This window comes from Rubneribacter badeniensis (genome assembly GCF_002899695.1).
Taxonomy (GTDB): Bacteria; Actinomycetota; Coriobacteriia; order Coriobacteriales; family Eggerthellaceae; genus Rubneribacter; species Rubneribacter badeniensis.
In genome coordinates this window covers 1-20,266 of sequence record NZ_PPEL01000062.1, presented here as the reverse complement: position 1 = coordinate 20,266, position 20,266 = coordinate 1, and the positions used below count along the sequence as shown (strand labels likewise).

The following is a 20,266-nucleotide window of genomic DNA, read 5'->3' as shown; positions in this document are numbered from 1 at the left end:
CCCGCGAAGCCCCCGCGGCCTCCATGCGCGCAACCCCGCCGCGCATCGCCGACGGACCGCTCGCCGCCCCTCCTCGGACCGGCCCCGCTGTCTGCGCGCCCTGCCACATGCTGCGGCGCGAATCTTCGATGCGCGGGTTCGCGGGCCGCCCGCCCAACGTGGCCGCCGCCCCAACGCCGCACGATCCGCTCCGCGCACCCGGCACCCCGACACCGCACGCCCTTACGGCCCCGCCGTCCATCACCGCAGAGAACCGACGTTTGATCTGCGCGTACCGGTCAAGAAACGCCTGTCGCGAGAACGACACGTCGATGCCCGCCGCACTCGCCCTGCTCATGAGCGATCCCGTTCCCTCGAACGACAAGAGGCACACGCGCCTATCCGCTCGGTCGCGTTTGAGCGTGGCCGCAAGGTTGATGGGCTCCACGTCGTCGCTCGACGCCACCCACACCTCGCTCACCGTTCGATCCTCTCCAAGGAACCTCCGGGCCGCCTCTCCGCTCGAAAACAGCCGCAACCATTCCTGCGCCGCAAGGTTCTCGCCCCCAAGGCCGATGGCCTCGGGATAACGCAAGCTCGTCGTATCCGCGCACAACGCGACAACAGCGCTCATAGCGCGCCCTCCCGTTCCCGCTCGTCCCCCGCCTGTCCGGACGCCTCGCCGCCGGGAAGCGCGAAGTACAGCTCGGTGCGCTGGGCGGCCGACACCACCTCCTGCACGCGGTCGGGCTCCACAGCCACCGTGACCCAGGACACCTGGGCATCCGATGCGGCATCGTCCGTCGACGCGCTCGTGGCCAGCACGAGGACATCGCTCGCCAAAAGATCGGTGGACGTGCCGCCCGTCGCGTACATGTCCACCTTCTCCCCCGCTCGCACCGCCCCGCCCACCGCCTGGACGTCTTTCGCCGGCACGCTCACCGCCGCAAGGCCCTCAGGCACCTCCACCCGGCCCTCGACGCCTTGGAACCGCCGCATCGACAACACTTCGCCAGCTAAGATGGCAGACGACGCCGCCTTGCCGCTCACCTCCTCCGTCGAACGCACGGCCTCTGCGGGAAGCAAATCGGCCACCCACAGGCGCGTCTCCATGCACGAGGCGTCCACCGCCTCCCCTGCCGCTATGTCGCGCGTCGCAACGCACACCTCGATCTGCTCGCCGCCGTAACGGGCGAGCGCCTCTGAGCGCGCGGCGTCGGCCTCGGCCCGAACCCCCTGCGTAAAGGCGAGCACGCACACGGCGCATACCGCCCCGCACGCGATGCCCGCCGCCGTCGTTGTCCTTCGCTTCATGGCGCACCCTTTCGCCGTTTTCTCCTTGGCACCAGTATGACCAGCCCATCCAGCAGATCGATCACGCACGACACCATGAATCGTCGTCCGAATCTGCCGCGGTTCCAACGCGCCTCTTACGCGTATGCCGCGCGCTGCCAGCCGAACCTCGCGCGTCTGCGACGCGCTCCCAGCGCGCACCTCACGCGCCTCCAACGCATCTGCAGCGTCGCAGGCAAGGCACGTCGAACGCAGGGCTTTCTGCAACGTTCTACGGCGTTCCGAAGGATTCGTTGCACGGAAAAGGGTTCTATGCGAGAATGGAAAGCCGCCGCGCAGCGGCGCGACACGGGCGATTGGCGCAGCGGGAGCGCAGGTCCCTTACAAGGACAAGGTCACTGGTTCAAATCCGGTATCGCCCACCAGAGAAGCGAAGCGGGGCCGGACGCGTTGTCCGGCCCCGCTTGCGATGATTCAACGTCTGAAAGTTCGAGCGACAGCGCGCAACGGCGCCCGCGCCTCCGTCTAGACTCCGACAGCGGCGTTCTTCCCGGCAAGACGTCCGAACGAAGCAGCCGTGGCCAAGCTCAGTCCGGCAACCACGACAGGCTTCTCGACAAGGAAGCGACGCCCCATGCTGTTGCCCGCCACATACAGGCCCTTGATCGGCACATCGTCGTCATCAAGCACGTGCATATCCAGATCGCACTCCAACCCACCGAAAATATAGAGCATGCCCCCCACGGTGAACGAGCACGCGTAATAGGGAGGATTCTCCACAGGGAACATACGTTCAGGCATCTTTCCAAAATCGTCGTCGTGGCCCTTGTGGCACAGCTCGTTGTATCGGTCGATCTCGGCTTTCACGGTTTCCGCATCGAGCTTCATCTTCTCGGCAAGCTCCTCGATGGTGTCGGCCTTCACCGTCGCTTGCTCCTCGACCATCTGGTCGGTCACATAACCCAGCTTGAAGCCGCTCAGCACCGTCTCGTATTGATCGATCTGGTCAGCGGGCACGTAGTGGTTGATGTAGCCGTGCCCGTCGTTCATCGAGCCGATCTGCTCGGGCCACTTGCTGTCGAATATCTGCCACGATTTGATTCCCGCCTCCTTCGTCTCGTCGTCAAGTGCGACAGGCTGACGGACGAGCACGTCGGTGATGTTCTGTCCGGGAATGTCCTCGTTCATGAACCGCTTTCCGCGCGTGTTGAGCTGCAGGAAGCTGTCCACGCCAAGCACGCCCCCCATGTGATGCGTCGTCGGCGCATGCGGCCCGCGCTCCATGCGACCGCCGGCCCAAATCCCCATGCGCTGGCCGTCCCCGGTGTTGACGCCGCCTTCGAAGATCATCGTCTCGGGAGCGTAGTATTGGCGCATTTCAGGATTCGCGCCATAATCGCCGCAAGCGATGACCACCGATTTGGCATTGATTCTCACATAACCGTCAGCTCCTTTGGCGTAGGCCCCTACGACCGCGTCGCCCTCTTTGATAAGCTGCTCGGCCGTCGTGCCGTACAAAACCTCCATGCCGTTATCCAAGGCAACGGTGCGCGCCGCCTCGCACGCCCACCCCATATTCGGATTCGTGGTGATCGACCCATGGAAATACGGATAGTACTCTTTCTTGTAATCATAGCCTTCGAGCGGGGGAAACGCCTTGGGGCGAATGTAGTTGGGCTTATGGTCGCCGCTTGAAAGATCCGCAGCCGTCGCGTCAAGCACTTCGTAGTCGGCTCCCTCAATGAACCAGTCGAAATCCTCTCCCGAGTGATCGTACCAATAACTCCAGAACGTCGCATCGGCCCGCCATCCGCATTCCTTCTCTATCTCGTTGACGATATCCTCTTTCGGCGCGAATTCGATACCGAGATCTTTCTGTATTTGCGATCCGACGATACCCCAGTCTCCGGCCATCGACACCACGCTGTACGAATCTTGCGGCTGTTTCTCGACGGCTATTACGCGTGCACCCTCCTCGGTCGCCGCCTTCGCAGCAGCGGTTCCCGCCAAGCCAAGCCCCAGAATCAGCACATCGCAGTCTTTTTCCTCGACAATGTCGGTCGGGATATCAGGAGGAACGAGAAACGCTGGCGTTTCGCCGGAGCCCGACGAGACGACCCCTTCGGAAGAGGCACCTGCCTGCCCCTGCCTCTGCGCCGGCGCGCACCCTGCCGCCGCCGCGCCCGCCACAGCCGCCGCAGCGGCTCCAAACCCCAGAAACGCCCTTCGAGTCATGCGATTGCCCTTGAACATCTCTCCTCCTTCTCTTCGCTTACCTTCGCGTTAGGCAGATCGTCGGCCTTCCCCGCAGATCACCAGATGCTGCCTCGGATGCCGCCCGCCCTCGACGCATAACCTACGAGGTTTCGACGCCCATCGCTTCACCTACCAGGAGGTGAATTTCTCAACTGGGCGATTATCGGCACCTCACCCGAAAGAGGTGGATACTACGACCTTTTCTCGTGTGGTATGCTGAGGCGTCAGGGAGGTGTCATGAGGGGTATGCGAACCATACGAGCCAAGGAGTGGGCACGCGACGCCGCAGCGCTGCCGTTTTCACTGGGATATGCGCTCTATCTTGCGTTCGGCTACACCCTGTTCCACCCGACAACCCTGTTCTCGGCCGCCGATGGCAACGTCGGCGAGCAAATGGAATTCTGCTTCCTCATCGCCATCGTCTTCGCCCGCATTGCAACCTATGTCGCAACGGCGGCCTTCGCAGCTCTCCGAAAAAGCGCTCGGCTTGCGGTCTCGATGACCGCCGCGTGCGTGTCGGGCTCCGTCGGGTTCCTCGTCGTTTGCATGCTGCTTGAGTTTGCCGGCTTCGCTCCCGGCGGCGTTTTGACCCCCTGGATGATGCTGGCCGGCGCCTTCTTCGGATTCGGAGACGCGATGGCGAACCTTTTGTGGGCCCGCTTTTCCAGCACGCTCTCGCTGCGATCGGCTTACCTGTTCGTTCTGCTTTCGAACCTCGCAAGCCTCGCCGCGTACCTGCTGCTCGTGCTGTTCCCGCCCGCGTTTGTCGTCCCCGCCACCGCCGCATTGTTCGTCTGCTCGACGGTCTTCGCGAAGCCCTGCATCGAACAGAGGCCCGAACAGGCAGCCGAATACTCAAGTCCCGTGTTCAAAAGCGCGATCTCCTCGCTGTGGCATCCGGTCCTCGGAACCGCCATCCTCTCGTTTCTCAGCGCCCTCATGCTGCAGATGCCCGCACAGCGCGAGATGCCGCTCGCCACGTTCCAGACGACATCGCTTGTAACGCAACCCGTTGTCATCGTCGCGCTTCTCGTGCCTGCGCTCCTCATCAAGCGGCAGCCCGAATTGGGATCGGTTTACAAAGTGGCTCTGCCGCTTTCCGCTGCAGGATTCCTGCTGCTGCCTCTCATCTGGAACGATGCCGGCGGGCTGGCAAACGCGTGCGCCCAACTCGGCACGCTCGTCGCAAACATCATCCTATGGTGCATGCTGTCGGACGTCGTACGCGACACCAAGCTCCCCGTTCCGCTCGTGTTCTCGCTCGCCCTGCTCATCGTGAATGCCTCGCGCCTTGCGGGCACGCTTGTGGCCCATGCGAACGCCGACACGCTCGCGCGAGGCGACATCGCCCTCACCATGGTTGCGCTCGTTGCCGTGTACCTTGTCGCTATGATCTCCTTGTTCCTCGTCAAAGAACGAAAACGCACTCCCCCGCCGGCAGACGGCCCCGCAGCCACCGAGCCTCTCGACATGTTGGCGATCAAGTGCAACGCTCTCGCCGACCGGACGCGCTTCACCCCGCGCGAGCGAGAGATCGTGCTCCACCTCGCACAAGGCAGGACGGTGCACGCCATATCAGAAAAACTCTTCGTCTCGGAAAACACGGTGAAGTCCCACATCAAAAGCGTGTACCTTAAGCTTGACATCCACTCGCGCGCCGAGCTCATCGAGATCATTTCCGAAGAGGACGCCTAGACGTCTTTCTCGGCGCAATCCGCGCCCACAGCCCCTCGCTCACGCGCCGCCGCTACCCGAGCCCCCGCGACCCTACCTCCTGCCGCTCTTCGGGGCCCAATCGCGCAGACCGGGGACGGCACCGCCCGCCACTTCCCAAAGATACAGGCTGGCCACGGTCGCATAGGGGGTGTAGCGGCGGTAGTATTTCGCGAACAGCGCCGGCGTGATGCGCCGATGATGGTACACCATGCGCAAGCCGCGCTGGATGGCCAAGTCTCCCCAGCTCAGGATATTGGGGCGCTGCATCGAGAACGTCATGAGCATCTCGGCCGTCCACACCCCGACGCCCGGCAGGCTCGACAGCGCGCGGCGCACCTCGTCGTCGGAAAGGTCGCGCAACCCCTCCAAATCCACATCGCCCGACAGCACGCGCTCGGCCGCGCCTTTGATGTAGCCCACCTTGCGAAACGAGATGCCCACCCGCTGCAGCTCCTCGTCGGAACAGGCCGCCATCGTCTCGGGCGTCACCTCGCCGAACGTCTCGACCATGCGGTTCCAGATGGTCGTTTGCGCCTTCGTCGATATCTGCTGCCCCACAATGCAGTTCGCAAGCGCGGCGAACAGGTCGGGGTGCACCTCGCGCCGCACATGCCCCACCGCGCGGATGACCTCGGCCATCCGCGGATCGCGCGCGGACAGATGGGACGTCTCCTCGTCCCCGTATTCGAAATAGCGTACCTCTCCCGCCATGGGCACCTCCCTGTCGTCGGCGTTTCGCCCGCATGCCCCAGTATACGCGAAGGCCCGGCCAAGGGAGGCCGGGCCTTCGAAGCGCCGCAGGACGGGCGAGAGGGAGGGACGCGCCGTCCGGGCAAACACGATGTCGGTCGGATGCGGCCCCGCCGCCGACCGCAATCGCCGCGCGCGCTGACGCGCATGCGCCCTATCGCTCGCGCAACTCGTGACAGGTGCCGCATTCATACACGCCGCGGTGATGGCACTGGGCGCAGTACTTCTGAGCATCCTTGGCAAGATCCGTCGAATGGTTGTTGTGGCAGTCGGTGCACGTCAAAGGGTTCGCGTCGTGCTTCTCGTTCGAAGGACGCGCGTGGGGGTTCACCGTCGTGCCGTTGTCGTCGGTAAGCGCCGTGGATCCCGTCGTCAGCGCCGCGACTTCCTCGAGGGTGCCATGGCACGACTCGCAGGTGGCGGGGTCCACCGTCTCCACGGTCACTTTCGAAGCCGGCTCGTCGCCGAGCTTCACGTCGGCATGCGCGGTCGCAAGCGTGTCGGCCTCGGTATGGCACTCGATGCACGTCACGCCCTCGGCCTTGTGGGCCACGCCCTGTGGGCAAGCGTCGTCAAGCTCGGAGGCGGCCTCCGTCTTGTGGCATATCGCGCAGTCGGAGTCCATCGACCAGTTCGCAGGCTGCCCGTCCAAAGGCGAGGCTTCCGACGCCTCGTCCCGTTCGGACGGGGCCGGAGCCTCCTTGGGCGCGCAGCCGACGAGCGACCACAGCGCAGCCGTGAGCACAAGGACGGCGCCGAGGACGGCGAGCACGGCAAAACGCCGGTCGGCGATGCGTGCTTGAGGGGTCATGCGCTTCTCCTATCTTCTCATCTTGGCAGTTGACGGACGAGCCGTCGAATGAGGCCCGCCGCGGGGAGGCGGCGGGCCTCGGAGGGGAGGCCGCTCCGGCGCCCAAGGGAGGGGAGGAAGGCGCCGGGCGACCAAAGCGAATGGGTGCGTTACTTCTTGGCGTCCCACGCCTCGAGCCCGGCGGCGTGGCGCGCGGCGATGCGGCCCCACACCTGGTTCTCGGCGTTGTTACCGCCGGTGATGCCGTAGCTGTGGCTTTGGAAGTTGCCGAAGCAGCCAGCCGCGTACAGACGCGGGATGGGGTTGCGCTGCGTGTCGAGCACCTGGGCGTTCTCGTTCTTCATCGGGCCGCCCAACGTCGAGCAGGAGCCGGGATAGATGGAGATGGCGTAGTACGGGCCGCCGTCAAGCGCCACGAGCGTCTTCTCGGAGCGATCGAAACGCGTGTCTTTGCCCGCCTCGCAGAAGCCCTGGTACTCGTCGAAGGTGGCGCGCAGCGTGTCCACGTCCATCCAGTGGTCGAACTCCTTGATCTTCTGGCCCAGCTCTTCGAGCGTGTCGCCCTTGAGGATCCAGCCGCGCTCGAGCTCGGCCAGGTTGTCCTGGCTCCAACCGTCCCAATCGCGCAGCTCGTCCGGCAGGTCGGAAGCGAAGTTGCCGCATTCGAAGGAATCGCCCTGACTCGTGGACATCTTGCCGGCGTCGAAGCAGCTCTGGTCGAAGATGCACCACGACGGGATGCGGTCGTAGTCGTCGATGGAGTCGTCGAAATGCAGCAGCGTGTGCCAGCCGTTGTGCGGCGATCCCATGGAGTTCTCGTTCACGTAGCGCTTGCCCAGACGGTTCACGTTGAAGTAGCTGAAACCGGGCATGGAGTACAGGATGGAGAAATCGTACTCGGGATCGCGCGTCCACATGGAGTACATGGAGATGACCATGTCCATATGCCACAGCTTCGCCCCCACGTCCTCCACCATCTTGATGCCGTCGCCCGTGTTGAAGCGCCAGCCTTCGAACTTGAAGGGATAGCACTTCAGGTACTCGTTTTTCAGCTCTTCGTTGAACTCGAAGCCGCCGCACGTCATGATGACGCCCTTGCGGGCCTTCACGGCCTTCTCCTCGCTGCCGATAGTGGCGTACGCGCCGACGATCTCCTTCGTGTCCGGGTTCTGGATGAGGCGTTCGTCGTGGCAGTCGAACAGAACCTGCACGCCCAACTCCTCGCGCTTGGCGTCCAGTTCGTGGAAGGACAGCATGCCGAAGCCGTCCACGCTCGACAGCTTGCACGAGCCCTCGTAGGCGTTGTCGTCGAGGAAGTAGTACTCGGGGATGGCGCCGGCCAGCGCCACCTCGGACACTTCGTAGGTCATGCCGTACTTGTCGGCGTACTCGGTGTTGCGCGCGCACTCGTTGACCCACGCCTCGATCATCGGCTCAGGCGTCTTGCCGTGCGTGAACGCCTTGATGTACTCCTTGAAGCGCTCCTTCTCGTCCTCTTCGACGATGGTCCACTCGCCGTTGTTGATGCGGCTGTTGCCACCGCCCTCGACGGGGGCCTTCTCAAGCACGAGAACTTCCTGGCCGCACTCGTCGGCGCCGATGAGCGACGCCCACATGCCCGCGCCGCCGTAGCCGATGACCAAGAGGTCGCACTCGTAGTCCCAGTTCGCAGGCATCCAATCGCCCGATGCGGCGCCCGACTCACCCGACGCGCAGCCGGCCAGCGCGCCTGCGCCCGCCACGGCGGCCGCGGCAACGCCCGCGCCCTTCAAGAACGAACGACGAGAGACTCCGCCTTCCCTACCTGTGCTCATAATGTTCCTTCCTCCTCTTCGGATGGACGAATGACCGCCCGAAGGCGGCAACCCCTGCCCTTGCGCAGAAGCACCCTTCGGAGGCATCCGTCCGCTTGACCTCAACCCTAGCCGCCGTGCGGTGGTTGCACATCTGACGGGCGGTCGGATTTTGGATGTGGCATCTGACGTTCAATAGGATTTTCCAGGTCACAGACGTATCGGATTATCCATCCGATACGCTCATCATTGAAAATTGCGTATGATGCTGCAAGCGGTCGCCATACGGGAGGGGATCGCCTTGCACGAACAGCGACCGTGGCGCGAGCAGCGGGGAGGGATGCACATGGCGCACTGCACCAAGACAGCCGACGCGGAGGACGAAACCGCAGCGTCCGTCGGTTCGGCCGAGCGCGACACGCTCACGCTCGACTACCTCGTCACCATCATCGGATTCGGACTGTGCCGCGCCTGGATCGTGTTCTGCCTCGGCGTGCCGCTCGTGGCTGGGGCGCGATCGTCGTTCTCATGGCTGTACCTCGCATCCGGTGCCGTGAGCGCGCTCGCGGTGTCGCTCGTCGCACGTCGGAGAAACGCAAAGCGCGATGAAAGCGTGCGTTCGGTCCTGGTACGCCTCACGCCCGCAGCCCTCATCGCAAGCGGCGTCGTCATCCCGGCGGGACTTTGGATGGAAAGCGCGCCGCTCATCGTGCTCGGACTGGTCGCAGGAGGTGCGGGAGCAGGGCTTCTGCAGGTGTTGTGGGGGGAGCGCTTCGCGCGACACCCTTCCCCCTTCGTCACATTGGCTTCCGCGGCAGCCGCCATCGTGACGGCGCTCGTGGCCGGCATGTCGAGCGACCATACAAGCTTCATCGGATTCGCGATCATCCCCCTGCTCTCGTTCGGGCTGCTCGCGCTCGAGGAGAACCGCGAAAACGCAACGCCCAGCAAAAGCAGCGCAGACGGATCAGACGTCGGCGACGGAGAAAGCGCACTCAGCGCAGGCCGCAGGCGAGCGGGCGAATCCGACTCGGACGCAAACGAGGACGGGCAGCGCGGCCCGAACGGCTTCGGCGTGGGGAAGCTCATGCTGTCCATCATGACGTTTTCGCTCCTCTGCCGCCTTTTCGACGCGACGCCCGTGCGCGACGACCCCTTCGCCTTCCTCGGAGGGAGCGCCATCTTCGCGCTCATCGCGGCGGGCTCGGCGTTCCTCGTCATCGCGGCGAAGTTCCGCGACCGGTTCAACGCCACGCTCACCTATCGGCTGTCACTGCCCATCATGGTGGCGGGGTTCGTGGCCATCGCGCTGTTCTTCGACACGCATGCTGCCCTGTCGATCCTGCTCATCAACGTGGGATACGAATTGTTCGATATCCTCACCTGGGTGCTGTTCGCCGACGCATCCCGCCGCCGCGGCGAGAACGCGCTGCGCATCTTCGGCTTGGGCGTGGCGTTCATGTTCGCGGGCATGGCGCTCGGAACGATGACGGGCGACGTGCTCGACACGATGGTGGCAAGCGGAGACGTGCAGATCACCGTCGTCTCCATGATGGCGACACTCAGCCTGGTGACGACGGCGTTCATGGTGCTGCCCGAAGGCGTGGTCTCGCAGCTTTCGGAAACGATGCGGACAAGCCGCAGGGAGCGAGGCGGCGAGGAGAGCGAAACGCAAGGCGACGAGACACCCCCCCCCCCGTCGCGGATGCTGGCGGCGGTCGTCTTGAACAGCACTGCGCAACTGTCGCGCACGATTTCGGGTTGACACCGCGCGAGAGCGAGGTGATCGTGCTTCTCGCTTACGGGCGCACGCTGTCCATCATCGCCCGCGACCTGCAGATTGCGAAAGGCACGGCGCGCACGCACATCGAGAACATCTACCGCAAGCTCGACGTGCACAAGCAGCAGGAGCTTATCGACCTCGTGGAAACGTACGAGTAGGCGCGAGGGGGCGCTCGCAAGAGCACCGACACGCCTCTGCGAGCACCAAGGCATCCGGCCAAGGCTAGCGAAAGGGCGACCTCTCGCGCCCATGGCCCCTTTCGCGCTCCTCGTCGCATTGGCAGCCGTCGTCGAAGAAACGCGCGTGCAACCGCCGACCGCCACGGCTGCACGCATGCCGCAGGCCGTGACGCCGAGCGTTCTTCAGTCTGCGGCATGCGCCCGCGATCATTCTCCGAGGGGCGCGCGAACCGCGGTTTCGCAAACCTCGTCCTTCGCCGCGACAGAAGCGGCGTGCTCGGCACGGGTGCGCTCGATCTCCTCAAGCGCCTCCTTCGCGGACTTCGGGCGCGGCGTCTCATGCGACACCGCCTGTGCAAGGGCCTCCTCGTCCGCACCCTCGATGCGAATGCTCTCGATCGCATCCCCCACCGAAAGCGCGTCCATCGCATCGAGCCCTTCCACCACGTGGCCGAACACGGTGAACTTGTCGTCGAACTGGGGCTGCTCGGCCAGCGAGAAATAGAACTGGCAGCTGCCGGAGTTCGGCGCGGACTTGTGGGCCAAGCACAAGCTTCCCCGCAGGTGGCGGTTGTGAGGATTCGTCTCCCACTCGTCGACGATGGTGTAGCGCGCATCGCCGGTTCCCGGATGGATACCGCGGATGATGCCGCGCGCCGCCGCTTCTACCTGCGCGGGCCCGAGCGTGCGCGTGGTCGGGCAGCCTCCCACCACGATGGACCCCGGTTTGCAGGCGTGGAACTTGAGGCCGTCGTAGAACCCGCGCGCGGCCAGCTCGATGAAGTTCCCCACAGTCACCGGCGCGTCCTTGCCGGCCAGCCGCGCGCGGATCGCACCCCGCGACGTCTGGATGACGGCGACCTCACCTCCGTTCGGCACATAGCGCGGCGTGTACAACGGCAAGATGATTCGACCCATCGCTCCTCCTCAGTTCGTTCGGGTCATTCATCATAGCGGGCCTGGCCGCGAGCGCATCCGATCGAGCGTCGTATTTTCGCGCTGCACGCGCCTTCGCGCTCAGCCGCGCAGACGCGCCTCAGTCCAAAAGCGCCTCTCCGAGGACGGAGTCGTAGCGCACCGAGGTGCCGTCGGCGTAAGCCACGTTCCAGACGCGGTAATCGAGGTTATCGGGAACGTCCTCGTCCACGAGCGCGCACGCCTCGGCGTTCGGATCGGCGGCCACGAGGGAAGGAGCGGGTTCCTCTGCGGCGGCCCGCTGGCGGCCGGTGGCCGCGAACGCCCCGTCGCTCGCACGAGACGCGCCACGTTGCACGTTGGCACCGCGTCCCTCAAGGGCGACGGAGACGGGGTCGGCGCCGCGGCGCAGCGCCTCCTCGGCCTCGGCAAGCGCCGCGTCGATCTCCGCGCGCGACGGCTCGTCGCGTTCGACCTCGTCGGCGGCCCAGGCGTTCTGGCCGTCGGGGTCGGCCGCCGCGTTTCCACCCGAGGGCATGCCGTCGGCGCCCGTCGCGGCTTCGATAGCCTCGACGATGTCGCGCGCCGACGAGGAGCCGCGCTCCTCGCGCCCGAGCGCACGCAACGGCTCGTCCGAGCCGGATGCGGGCGCGGACGGCTCGGCGGCCAGACCCGCGTCCGCGCGCTGGGCAGCGATGCTCGCGCACGCGGGGATGCGGATGGCGGCGACGGTATCGGAGCCGAACGCCCCTGCGGCCAGCAGCGCGCGGGCGCGGGCGACGAATCCGGCCGCCTCTTCGGGGATGGCGGATCCCTTCATGCGGACGGCGATGACCGGCCCCGTCCCGAACCTCACCTCCGCCCAGGTGAACGACACCGGCCTCGCGCCGTTGACGCGGCGGGCGTCGTTCTCGCGCGCCGCGAGCGCGCTCGTCTCGGCGAACTCCTCGTCGAGCCACGACGCGAGCGCGTCGCGCCACAGGGCGTCGACGTCGGCCCCGGCCGTCACCGCGTCGTCTCCCACGTCGAACCGCAGGACGTTCGCCCGCTGCGACCCCTTGTCCGCACGAACCACCTCGGTGGGGGCGACGGCTCCGAAGCGGCGCGCCAGCTGGTCGCCGCCTTCGCGGTAGCTTTCCTCGTCGAGAACGATATTCAAACGCACGGGAGGGTGGATGGAGGCGGGCATGGCGGTTCCTTTCGACGCGGCCGAGGGCGAAACGCGTCCATATCGGACGCGGGGCCTCGGCGGGATGTTCCGTTTGCATCATTGTCGACCCTCGACGCCGCGACACCTCGCAACCCGCCGCACCCGTTGCGCAACCGTTGCAGCGCCGCAGCAAGGCAGACAGGCGAAGCGGTGCCGAACGGGACGCTCCCAGCATCCTCCTCAAAGCGCGGTTACTTCTCAGCCAGCCTCTTTCCCACCATGCGGCCAAACGTTGCACAACGACCCGCATTGATGCCAGCTGCAAGGTTCGGATACGTACCAGCGTAAAAGCTGCCTTGATCGTTACCTATCACATACACGCCTTCGATAGGCGCTCCATCTTCGCCAATCGGCTGCAAGCTATCGTTCACTTGAATGCCATCGAGCGTGCACAGCGTTAATCCGCACGACTTCACACTCGCATAGAAGGGCGGCGTGCGCAACTCGCTCAGACGAAAAGCCTCTTTGCCGAAATCGGGATCTTCTTGCGCGTCAAAATTCTCATTCTGGCGCTCGCAGGTGGCCAGAAACGCCTCCTTCTCTTCGGCACTGAAACCCAACTTGTTCGCCAACTCTTCCAAAGTGTCGGCCTTCACCAAATAACCGGCTTCAACAAACTGCTCCATTTCCGGCTCGATCCACTCGTCCAACTGCCCAGGAAACGCATCGTGATCCGACCCTCCTTCTGGTTGCATATAGATAGTGGAACAACCCACAGTATGAAAACGGGGGACATCGTTCTTCCAGTTGCCGTCCCACACCTGATGCCAATAGCGTTCGTTCGAGGGACGTTGGGCTATCGCATTCATCACGAAATCGTAAGGAGCACTTTCATTATGGAACCGCTTTCCGTGCGCATCCACGCGCAAAAACGGCTGTGATGCAAAGAAGTGGTATCCGTACTGATCACTTCCCACTTCATAGGGATGGCCATGTTCTTGTTCGGCAGTGAGCAGGCAACGATTGAACGTGAGAGAAGTGGGCACCTCATCCATTCGCGCACCAAGCCACATGAGCGCCTTGATGCCGTCACCCGTGCAAGCAGGAAACGCATCGAAGGTGCCGAGGCAACTGTAGCGCACAGGCTGTAGCGCCAGATACATATCTTGATTGTACGCATAACCACCCGTAGCGACTACCACGCCCTTGGATGCATTGATGCGAACCATGCCTTCCTCAACTTCGGCATAAGCACCCAGTACGCGGCCATCCTCCTCAATCAATCTTTTCATCGCACAGTTAAAGCGCACCTCGCAGCCATCAAACGAAGAGATGTACGCATCGATCACCTTCGCCACGTCCTGCTCGCGACTGGGATACTCCCCGTTCGTGCCATGTCCAGTTGGCCAATCTTTGTAGAACGTCCCATCGGGCATGTTCCACTCCAACTGCACCTCAATACCATTTCTGGCCATAAGGTCAGTGTACCAGTCCAACGTCTCTCCGGAATTCAGCGCCCAAGCACGCACCAAGCTGGCATTGATTTGCCCAATCGCATAGCGATCCATGTCGTTTGCAATCTCCATGGGAACGATAGCGGCCTTTGCGCCTTGCTCTCTCTGCAAACGCGAATTCACCGCACCCAATGCCGAGGAGCGTACCGAGCTTCCCACTGACGACTTCTCGATGAGCAGCGTCTTCGCCCCGCTCTCCGCTGCCGAAGCCGCAGCAAAATACCCCGACGTGCCTGCGCCGATCACGAGCACCTCGCATTCCAAAGTCTCGATGCAATCGTCATCGCTGATCTCTGGAGCCTCGCCTAGCCAATCGACCGTCTGCAAAGCGCCATCGCTTGTCGCACCGGTGGCCGCATCGGCTCCGGCGACCTCTCCCTTAGCATGGGGAGCGCATCCTGCAAGCACCCCCGCAGTCGCGAGCGCCCCCATCGCCGCCGTTCCCGTCAAAAACGAGCGCCTACTGAGGTTCGCCTTCTTGCCTCTCGTCACGAGTTCCCTCCTTCATCGGTGACTTCCTTTGCGTCCTAAGACGATCCCGAGTATGCCCTCATCCACGGGGGAAAACATCGCCTGAAAGCGGGGCGCGCGCTTTTTCACCTACAATAGGTGAGGGTAGAACGAACATGGAAGCCCTATCATGAGGAGCGAAATGCTCTTGGGGAAGGTGGTTCGCAAGCTGTTGGAGGAGGCTCGATGAGTTCGTCGAAAACCACGATGGCAACGCGCTTGCAGTCGGCGCTCGCCTCGCTTGACGGCACGCTACAAATGCGCTTCCTGGGAATCGGATTCGTCTGGGCATGGATTTACTGCTCGTTCGAAACGTCGGCACTCTATCCCGAGCGTCAGGGTATTGGCATCAACGCCGATCCTTCGTGGCTCGCTTCGGCCGCGACTGTTGCGACCGCGCTCTTCGCAACGGGCATCGTGTGGCGCAACCGCGACCTTGCGCGTATGCACTGGGCGCATTTCGCCGCGCCCGCGCTCGTCGCGCTCGGTACCGTGTCCTCGGCGGTCGCAACCCTCGCCGAGTCTCCACTCACCGCCCTGCAATGCGCGAGCGGTGCCATGAGCGGCCTCGGATCGGGCTGGCTATGCATCCTGTGGGCAAGCGCGCTTTCGCGGCTCGACATAGAACAAATCGAGGTGGTCGTGCCAGCTGCCTCGTTCGTCACGTTGCTATGCTCGCTCGTTTTCCCCCATATCGAGGGAATTCCGGGCGTGATTGCCGTCGCATCGCTTCCCTTGGCCTCCGGCATCCTCCTTTCGATGTCGTTTCGGCAAACAAAGCACAAGAAGCACACGCTGCCAACAACAGACCAGACGGACAGCATCGACCGCGACTGTCTGACCGTCATCATACGCGCCTCAGCAGTGCTGTGCGTTGCGTACTTCGCCATCGGTTCCCTCGGAGCAATGAGCGACGCCGAAAATCCGTTGCAAGCTCAATGGGGCTTCGACGTGCCCACTTTCATCGGATCTGCGTCAGGTATTGCGATGGCGCTCTGCTTCATCTTGTTCACGGTACGCATCGACTTCGCCTCCCTGTTTCGCTGGCTCACACCCCTCTTGGTGTTGGCACTAGCGCTCTTCCCGTGGAAAGCGGCGGCGCCCAACTTCGTGTCCAGCGCCATCGCGTCCGTCGCCGATACCTCAATGCAAGTCATCACCTACTTGTACGTGATCGGTCTTGCGAAGCGTCGACGTCTGCCCGTCTCCCTCGGTGTCGGCGTTACACAGGGGGCAGTTCAGCTGGGAGTGCTGACGGGCAACCTCTCGGGCAACAAGATGAGCGAGTGGGTGGCGACGGGAAGCCTCAGCATGCTCACGCTGACGCTTGCGCTCATATGTCTACTCTCGTTCGCCGTGCTACTCGTTCCCCAGCGAAGCTCGCGTCCTTCAAGCGCCGCCCGAGAGGCGTCGTCCTGCCCCAAGGCGTCGCGCATCGAGCTTTTATGCAACCAGCTATCGCAGGAGAACGGACTGTCGGCCCGCGAGACCGAGATCCTCGGCTACCTAGCGAGAGGCCGCTCGCAACCCTATATCCGTGAGGAGCTCATGCTGTCGAAGAACACGGTGGCCACGCACGTAAAGCATCTGTACCAAAAACTTAACGTCCACTCCCGCCAAGAGCTGCTGGACTTGTTCGAAGAGCGGTGAGCGTCCCGCACAGACCCAGTGCGGGACGCGTCGATCTCCACAAGGCGCCTGCTGCAGAAGCCGGAGAGGCCGACAATGGGGGTTACGCCCCGAGAATCTCCTGCGCCACGTACACGCCGGAACCCAAGGCCAGCCCCACAGACGCGCCTGGATTCGTGTAGTACGGCACGCAGTAAGCGCTGCCCTGATCGACGCCAGCCACGTACAGGCCGGGGATGGGATTGTTGTCCGCGTCCATGGCGCGCAGGTGGCTGTCCACCTTCACGCCGCCGTTCGTGCCCCAGGCGCTCGGCACGTACTCGAAGATATAGAACGGAGCGCTCTTCACCGGCTTGAGGAACGGCGCGCTCTTGCCGAAGTCCCCGTCCTCGCCCGCATCGCAGAATCCGTTGTAACGCTCGACCGTGGCCTCGAGGGCGTCGAGCGAGAACTTCTCAGCCAGTTCGGCCACGGTGTCTGCCTTGAACGCCCAGCCCTCATCGACGGCCTGCTGCAGATGCGTTTCGGCGTTCTCCGGCGTGGTCTTGTAGTAGTCGGCCTCCGAACCGGACACCCAGCTTTCGGGCTGGCCCAGATACGCGTAGATGCCCTCGCCTTTCACGGCCTCGTAATACTCGGAGTCCATCACCACGTACGCCTTCCCCGCACGCAGAAGCGCCTCGCCTCCGATGGCGAGCGGGAACTGGGCGATCTCCTCCTCGTTGATGAAGCGCTCGCCCGCCGTGTCGGTGTACAGGCCGCCGAACAGCCAGTAGCCGTAGTGCTCGTTGACGTTGTGCCAGTCCTCAGTGAAGGGGCTGCCGGTCGTGGCCGCCGCAACCGCGCCGCACTCGTTGCCGAGCACCGCGAAGTTGCGATCGAGCGCTCCACCCGCATCGAGTACCATCTTGATGCCCGTGCCGTCGGAAAGCGAGTTGCCCAGCGAGAACACCGGCGTGTTGAACACCTGCCTCTGCAAGTCCTCCCCGCCCAGGAAGCCGCCCGTGCACACCACCACGTTCGGCGCCAGCACATCGATGCCCGCGTCAGTCTGCACGCCGCGCACCGCGCCGTCCTCGACAAGCACCTTCTCGCCACCCGTGCTGTACAAAAACTCGCCGCCTGCGGCCTCAATGGCCTCCACGAGGGGCGCCACGCGCTCTTCGCCCTCGCTCTCAAGATAATGGCGGGCGCGGAACCCGTTGCCGTACACATCGGGCCACAGCGACATAGGCATGCCGAGGTCGATCATCGCGTTGAGCGCCTCGCTCGTGCCCGCCAGGCAGTTGCGCAGCAGCGCGCCGTTCACGCTTGCGCGAGAGAAATCGTACATGTAGCCGAACAGGGTGTCGAGCGTCACCGTCTCGCCCTCCTGTTCCTGCAGCTTCGTCTCGCAAGCGGCCGGACCCCCGCACATCGCGAAGTTCGACATGGATGCCGATGGGGCCTTCTCCACAACGATCACGCTCTTGCCCGCTTCAGCCAGCTTGAGCGCGGCCATGAGGCCCGCCGCTCCCGCGCCGACGACGCACACGTCGCACTCCTTCGTGGAGCTTCCCTCCACGCGCGGGATGGCTTCCTGCGCACCCCCGTCAGAGGCCCCTGCGGCATCCTCCTCATCCGACGCGGCGGCATCCTGCTGCCGACCCTGCCGAGGCGCGCACCCTGCAAGCCCCGCCCCCGCGACAAGCGCACCCGTTGCGCTCAATCCCAAAAACGCTCGGCGATCCATAACCGTCTTCATTCGATCTCCTCCTCGATCAGATAGCCTTTCGCAGACCCGGGCCATCCGGCTCTCCGGCTATCCGGCAGTCCAGCCGTCCCGAAGCCCGCCTCTCCTTCGTTCGCCTGCTGCGCGAGACGACGTCGCGCTCGCACGTCCTTCTCGCAAAGCGACGCCCAGCATTCTAGGGAAACGGAAGCGCGACGCGCATCGCCGCAAAAGGAGGCGATGCGCGATCTCCTGGGCCGATGGCGGTAAAATCACCGCAACGAGGTGATGGGGCGCGACGTCGCTTGAGGTATCGTCGTCCCACGTTCGGACGTTCGGAAGGAGCACGATGAACGACCGCCGACCGCAGCCGAAAGGCATCGACCGCATCGCGGCGCTGCTGGAGCCCGCATTCCCCGTGCGCATGCTGGGGTTCGGACTCGTCTATGCATGGAGCACCTGCATCTGGGATCTCCCCATCCTCGAATCGGTCGGATTCGGCGGGCCACCGCAAAACGACGCCTCCTGGATGCTGTCAGCCGCGCTCACGCCGCTCGCATGCATCGCCGGCAGCCTTGCGGGACGCACGCGAGAACTGGCCGAATTCCGTTCGATGTACGTGCTCGCACCCGCGCTGACCTCCCTCGGAACCCTCTGCGTCGTCGCATGCCCGCACGCGCCCGAGCCGCTGCGAACCCTCCTTGTCGCATGCGCGGGCATCGGAACCGGCATCGGCCCGGTCGCGCTCATCTTGTTGTGGACCTGCCTGTTCGCACGCACCGAGACCGGCATCGTGGAAACCGTCGTCCCCGCCTCCTTCGCAGCGACGCTCGTCTGCGCGCTCGTCGTGCCGAGCCTCCCTGCCGCCGTGTCCGTCGCGACCGTGGCGGCTTTGCCGCTGGCCTCGGGCGCGCTGCTGCTCTTGTCGAAGCATGCGCTTGACACGGGAGCCGTCGCATGCGAGACGCCGGACGAAAACGGGCATCTGAGGGTGCGGCACGCCAACATCGCCCGCATGTTCTTCGTCATTTTCGCCGTGTACGGAATCGGCTGCATGCTTCCCGCTGCATCGAGCGCCACGGTGCCGGCCCCTGTCGAAGCGAACGCCACCATCGTCGGCATGACGTTCGCCATTGCGCTTGCGGCCGCCATCGTGCTGTTCTCGCGGCGCATCAACCTCGAGGCGCTGTTCCGTTGGATCACCATGCCGTTCGCGCTCGCCATCATCTGCACCCCTTTCGACTCCCAACAAGCGATCGGGTTGTCGCGCGTGCTGGCAAACGTCGTGTTCACCGGCATCGAGATCATCATGGTGCTGTACTTCGTCCGACTCGCGCAGAAGACAGGACGCACCTCGACCTTCTTCGTGGGCATCGGCGAATGCGCCGCCTACACGGGCGTGTTCGCAGGATACATGGCGCAGCCGCCCATCGCGCAGCTTTTGGCCGCAAGCGCGCTCGACGCCAAGACGCTTTGTCTGCTGCTCGTGGGAGCCTTCATCGCGGTCACGCTGCTCGTTCCTCGTCACGACGCCACCCTCGACGCCGACACCGCATCCGAAACCGAATGCGCCGGGGTCGAAGGTATCGTCGCCAAAAGCGCCGTTGGGAAACGCAGCGCACCGCATCCGGAGAGCGCGTCGGCACAGGGTGCCGTCGCCGTCGCCGAAGCGCTCGTCGAACACCGCGTGCGCATCGCCCGCTCTCACGGCCTGTCGAAACGCGAGACGGAGATATTCCTGCTTTTAGCGCAAGGCCGCAGCCGCCCGTACATCCGCGACGCGCTCGTTTTGTCGAAGAACACCGTGGCCACCCACATACGCCACATTTACGAGAAGCTCGGCATCCACTCCCAGCAAGAGCTCATCGATCTCGCGGAAGGGGCCTTCGAACGCGAGTAGCCCCCTCCGTACGGTGGGCAAGTTGTCGCCGCTTTGGAGTTGTCGCCACCCTGGTGAAGCGGGTTCACCCGGCATTCGCCGCTCCCCTGGCCGCACGCCACGCGCATGACACCCCTTTTTCAGCATAACGATGGGTGTCGAACCGGATATGGTAAAGAAGCCGAAATACTTTTTCCGTATTTTACCGTACGAGACGCATTTTGAACGATTCGCCCTTCAACTCGTCGCATTTTGCGCAAATACGGGTTGATTGGGGGTGCGGACGTTTTTCCGGACGGCCTAGGCGGCCAGCCCCAGCCGCCTCCTGCGGCCGGCTATCGTATCGTACACCTTGCGCCCTCCCTCGTCGAACGCCTTCAGCCTCCCCTCCCGGTACC

14 protein-coding genes, 1 tRNA gene and 1 pseudogene are annotated in these 20,266 nt (G+C 64.1%); 6 read left to right on the top strand and 10 right to left on the bottom strand.

The window, feature by feature from the left end; all coding sequences use genetic code 11:
- Together C2L80_RS14395 and cpaB are read right to left on the bottom strand one after the other, a co-directional pair.
- Nucleotides 1–613: pseudogene (locus C2L80_RS14395) on the bottom strand (hypothetical protein); the annotation flags it as partial.
- The gene (cpaB, locus tag C2L80_RS09680; protein WP_087197308.1) at nt 610–1,293 is read right to left on the bottom strand and encodes a Flp pilus assembly protein CpaB; all 684 of its coding nucleotides are present in this window, start codon (nt 1,291–1,293) and stop codon (nt 610–612) included. The gene cpaB and the pseudogene C2L80_RS14395, both read right to left, overlap by 4 nt.
- Before the next feature lie 329 nt (nt 1,294–1,622).
- Between cpaB and C2L80_RS09675 the strand changes: the two genes are divergently transcribed.
- Nucleotides 1,623–1,697, top strand: a tRNA-Val gene (locus C2L80_RS09675).
- Nucleotides 1,698–1,797: 100 nt separating this feature from the next.
- Here C2L80_RS09675 and C2L80_RS09670 read toward each other — a convergent pair.
- On the bottom strand, nt 1,798–3,525 hold the full coding sequence (locus C2L80_RS09670) for an FAD-dependent oxidoreductase (RefSeq protein ID WP_087197306.1): 1,728 nt from the start codon (nt 3,523–3,525) through the stop codon (nt 1,798–1,800).
- A gap of 240 nt (nt 3,526–3,765) precedes the next feature.
- On the opposite strand from C2L80_RS09670, the gene C2L80_RS09665 reads away from it, so the two are divergent.
- Nucleotides 3,766–5,223, top strand: coding sequence for a helix-turn-helix transcriptional regulator (locus C2L80_RS09665; RefSeq protein WP_239938880.1), 1,458 nt, complete (start codon nt 3,766–3,768; stop codon nt 5,221–5,223).
- Nucleotides 5,224–5,295: 72 nt separating this feature from the next.
- Here the strand turns inward: C2L80_RS09665 and C2L80_RS09660 are convergent, their stop codons facing one another.
- The 3 genes from C2L80_RS09660 to C2L80_RS09650 all read right to left on the bottom strand — a co-directional run bounded on the left by C2L80_RS09660 (nt 5,296) and on the right by C2L80_RS09650 (nt 8,619).
- Nucleotides 5,296–5,955: a DNA-3-methyladenine glycosylase family protein gene (locus C2L80_RS09660; RefSeq protein WP_087197299.1), complete on the bottom strand. Its 660-nt coding sequence runs from the start codon at nt 5,953–5,955 to the stop codon at nt 5,296–5,298.
- A 193-nt stretch (nt 5,956–6,148) separates the two neighbouring features.
- Nucleotides 6,149–6,805, bottom strand: coding sequence for a cytochrome c3 family protein (locus C2L80_RS09655; protein WP_087197298.1), 657 nt, complete (start codon nt 6,803–6,805; stop codon nt 6,149–6,151).
- A 149-nt stretch (nt 6,806–6,954) separates the two neighbouring features.
- Nucleotides 6,955–8,619 carry an FAD-dependent oxidoreductase gene (locus tag C2L80_RS09650; RefSeq protein WP_087197296.1) on the bottom strand — a complete coding sequence of 555 codons (1,665 nt, stop codon included), beginning with the start codon at nt 8,617–8,619 and terminating at the stop codon, nt 6,955–6,957.
- A 325-nt stretch (nt 8,620–8,944) separates the two neighbouring features.
- Here C2L80_RS09650 and C2L80_RS09645 point away from each other — a divergent pair, with 325 nt between their 5' ends.
- Together C2L80_RS09645 and C2L80_RS14390 are read left to right on the top strand one after the other, a co-directional pair.
- Entirely contained in the window at nt 8,945–10,363 is a 1,419-nt protein-coding gene (locus tag C2L80_RS09645) for an MFS transporter (protein ID WP_239938879.1), read from the top strand.
- A gap of 23 nt (nt 10,364–10,386) precedes the next feature.
- Nucleotides 10,387–10,539, top strand: coding sequence for a LuxR C-terminal-related transcriptional regulator (locus tag C2L80_RS14390; protein ID WP_239442861.1), 153 nt, complete (start codon nt 10,387–10,389; stop codon nt 10,537–10,539).
- 228 nt (nt 10,540–10,767) lie between these two features.
- Here C2L80_RS14390 and C2L80_RS09640 read toward each other — a convergent pair whose 3' ends face one another.
- The 3 genes from C2L80_RS09640 to C2L80_RS09630 all read right to left on the bottom strand — a co-directional run bounded on the left by C2L80_RS09640 (nt 10,768) and on the right by C2L80_RS09630 (nt 14,631).
- A complete protein-coding gene (locus C2L80_RS09640) occupies nt 10,768–11,478 on the bottom strand; it encodes a peptidylprolyl isomerase (RefSeq protein WP_087197294.1) in 711 nt (236 codons plus the stop codon).
- A gap of 118 nt (nt 11,479–11,596) precedes the next feature.
- The gene (locus tag C2L80_RS09635) at nt 11,597–12,664 is read right to left on the bottom strand and encodes a hypothetical protein (RefSeq protein WP_092197983.1); all 1,068 of its coding nucleotides are present in this window, start codon (nt 12,662–12,664) and stop codon (nt 11,597–11,599) included.
- Nucleotides 12,665–12,876: 212 nt separating this feature from the next.
- Complete coding sequence (locus tag C2L80_RS09630) at nt 12,877–14,631, bottom strand: FAD-dependent oxidoreductase (RefSeq protein WP_092197986.1); 1,755 nt, start codon at nt 14,629–14,631, stop codon at nt 12,877–12,879.
- 204 nt (nt 14,632–14,835) lie between these two features.
- Here C2L80_RS09630 and C2L80_RS09625 point away from each other — a divergent pair, with 204 nt between their 5' ends.
- Complete coding sequence (locus C2L80_RS09625) at nt 14,836–16,299, top strand: response regulator transcription factor (RefSeq protein WP_092197989.1); 1,464 nt, start codon at nt 14,836–14,838, stop codon at nt 16,297–16,299.
- An 82-nt stretch (nt 16,300–16,381) separates the two neighbouring features.
- Here the strand turns inward: C2L80_RS09625 and C2L80_RS09620 are convergent, their stop codons facing one another.
- Nucleotides 16,382–18,022, bottom strand: coding sequence for an FAD-dependent oxidoreductase (locus C2L80_RS09620; protein WP_092197992.1), 1,641 nt, complete (start codon nt 18,020–18,022; stop codon nt 16,382–16,384).
- Nucleotides 18,023–18,413: 391 nt separating this feature from the next.
- Between C2L80_RS09620 and C2L80_RS09615 the strand changes: the two genes are divergently transcribed.
- Nucleotides 18,414–19,889: a helix-turn-helix transcriptional regulator gene (locus tag C2L80_RS09615; protein ID WP_420820273.1), complete on the top strand. Its 1,476-nt coding sequence runs from the start codon at nt 18,414–18,416 to the stop codon at nt 19,887–19,889.
- The last annotated feature ends 377 nt before the right edge of the window (nt 19,890–20,266 follow it).

Bases quoted from the DNA above. Each gene is read 5' to 3' on its own strand.
- C2L80_RS09620 (WP_092197992.1), bottom strand. From the start codon at position 18,022: ATGAAGACGGTTATGGATCGCCGAGCGTTTTTGGGATTGAGCGCAACG.
- C2L80_RS09655 (WP_087197298.1), bottom strand. From the start codon at position 6,805: ATGACCCCTCAAGCACGCATCGCCGACCGGCGTTTTGCCGTGCTCGCC.
- C2L80_RS09645 (WP_239938879.1), top strand. From the start codon at position 8,945: ATGGCGCACTGCACCAAGACAGCCGACGCGGAGGACGAAACCGCAGCG.
- C2L80_RS09660 (WP_087197299.1), bottom strand. From the start codon at position 5,955: ATGGCGGGAGAGGTACGCTATTTCGAATACGGGGACGAGGAGACGTCC.
- C2L80_RS09615 (WP_420820273.1), top strand. From the start codon at position 18,414: ATGCTGGGGTTCGGACTCGTCTATGCATGGAGCACCTGCATCTGGGAT.
- cpaB (WP_087197308.1), bottom strand. From the start codon at position 1,293: ATGAAGCGAAGGACAACGACGGCGGCGGGCATCGCGTGCGGGGCGGTA.
- C2L80_RS09635 (WP_092197983.1), bottom strand. From the start codon at position 12,664: ATGCCCGCCTCCATCCACCCTCCCGTGCGTTTGAATATCGTTCTCGAC.
- C2L80_RS09650 (WP_087197296.1), bottom strand. From the start codon at position 8,619: ATGAGCACAGGTAGGGAAGGCGGAGTCTCTCGTCGTTCGTTCTTGAAG.
- C2L80_RS09625 (WP_092197989.1), top strand. From the start codon at position 14,836: ATGAGTTCGTCGAAAACCACGATGGCAACGCGCTTGCAGTCGGCGCTC.
- C2L80_RS09670 (WP_087197306.1), bottom strand. From the start codon at position 3,525: ATGTTCAAGGGCAATCGCATGACTCGAAGGGCGTTTCTGGGGTTTGGA.
- C2L80_RS09640 (WP_087197294.1), bottom strand. From the start codon at position 11,478: ATGGGTCGAATCATCTTGCCGTTGTACACGCCGCGCTATGTGCCGAAC.
- C2L80_RS09665 (WP_239938880.1), top strand. From the start codon at position 3,766: ATGAGGGGTATGCGAACCATACGAGCCAAGGAGTGGGCACGCGACGCC.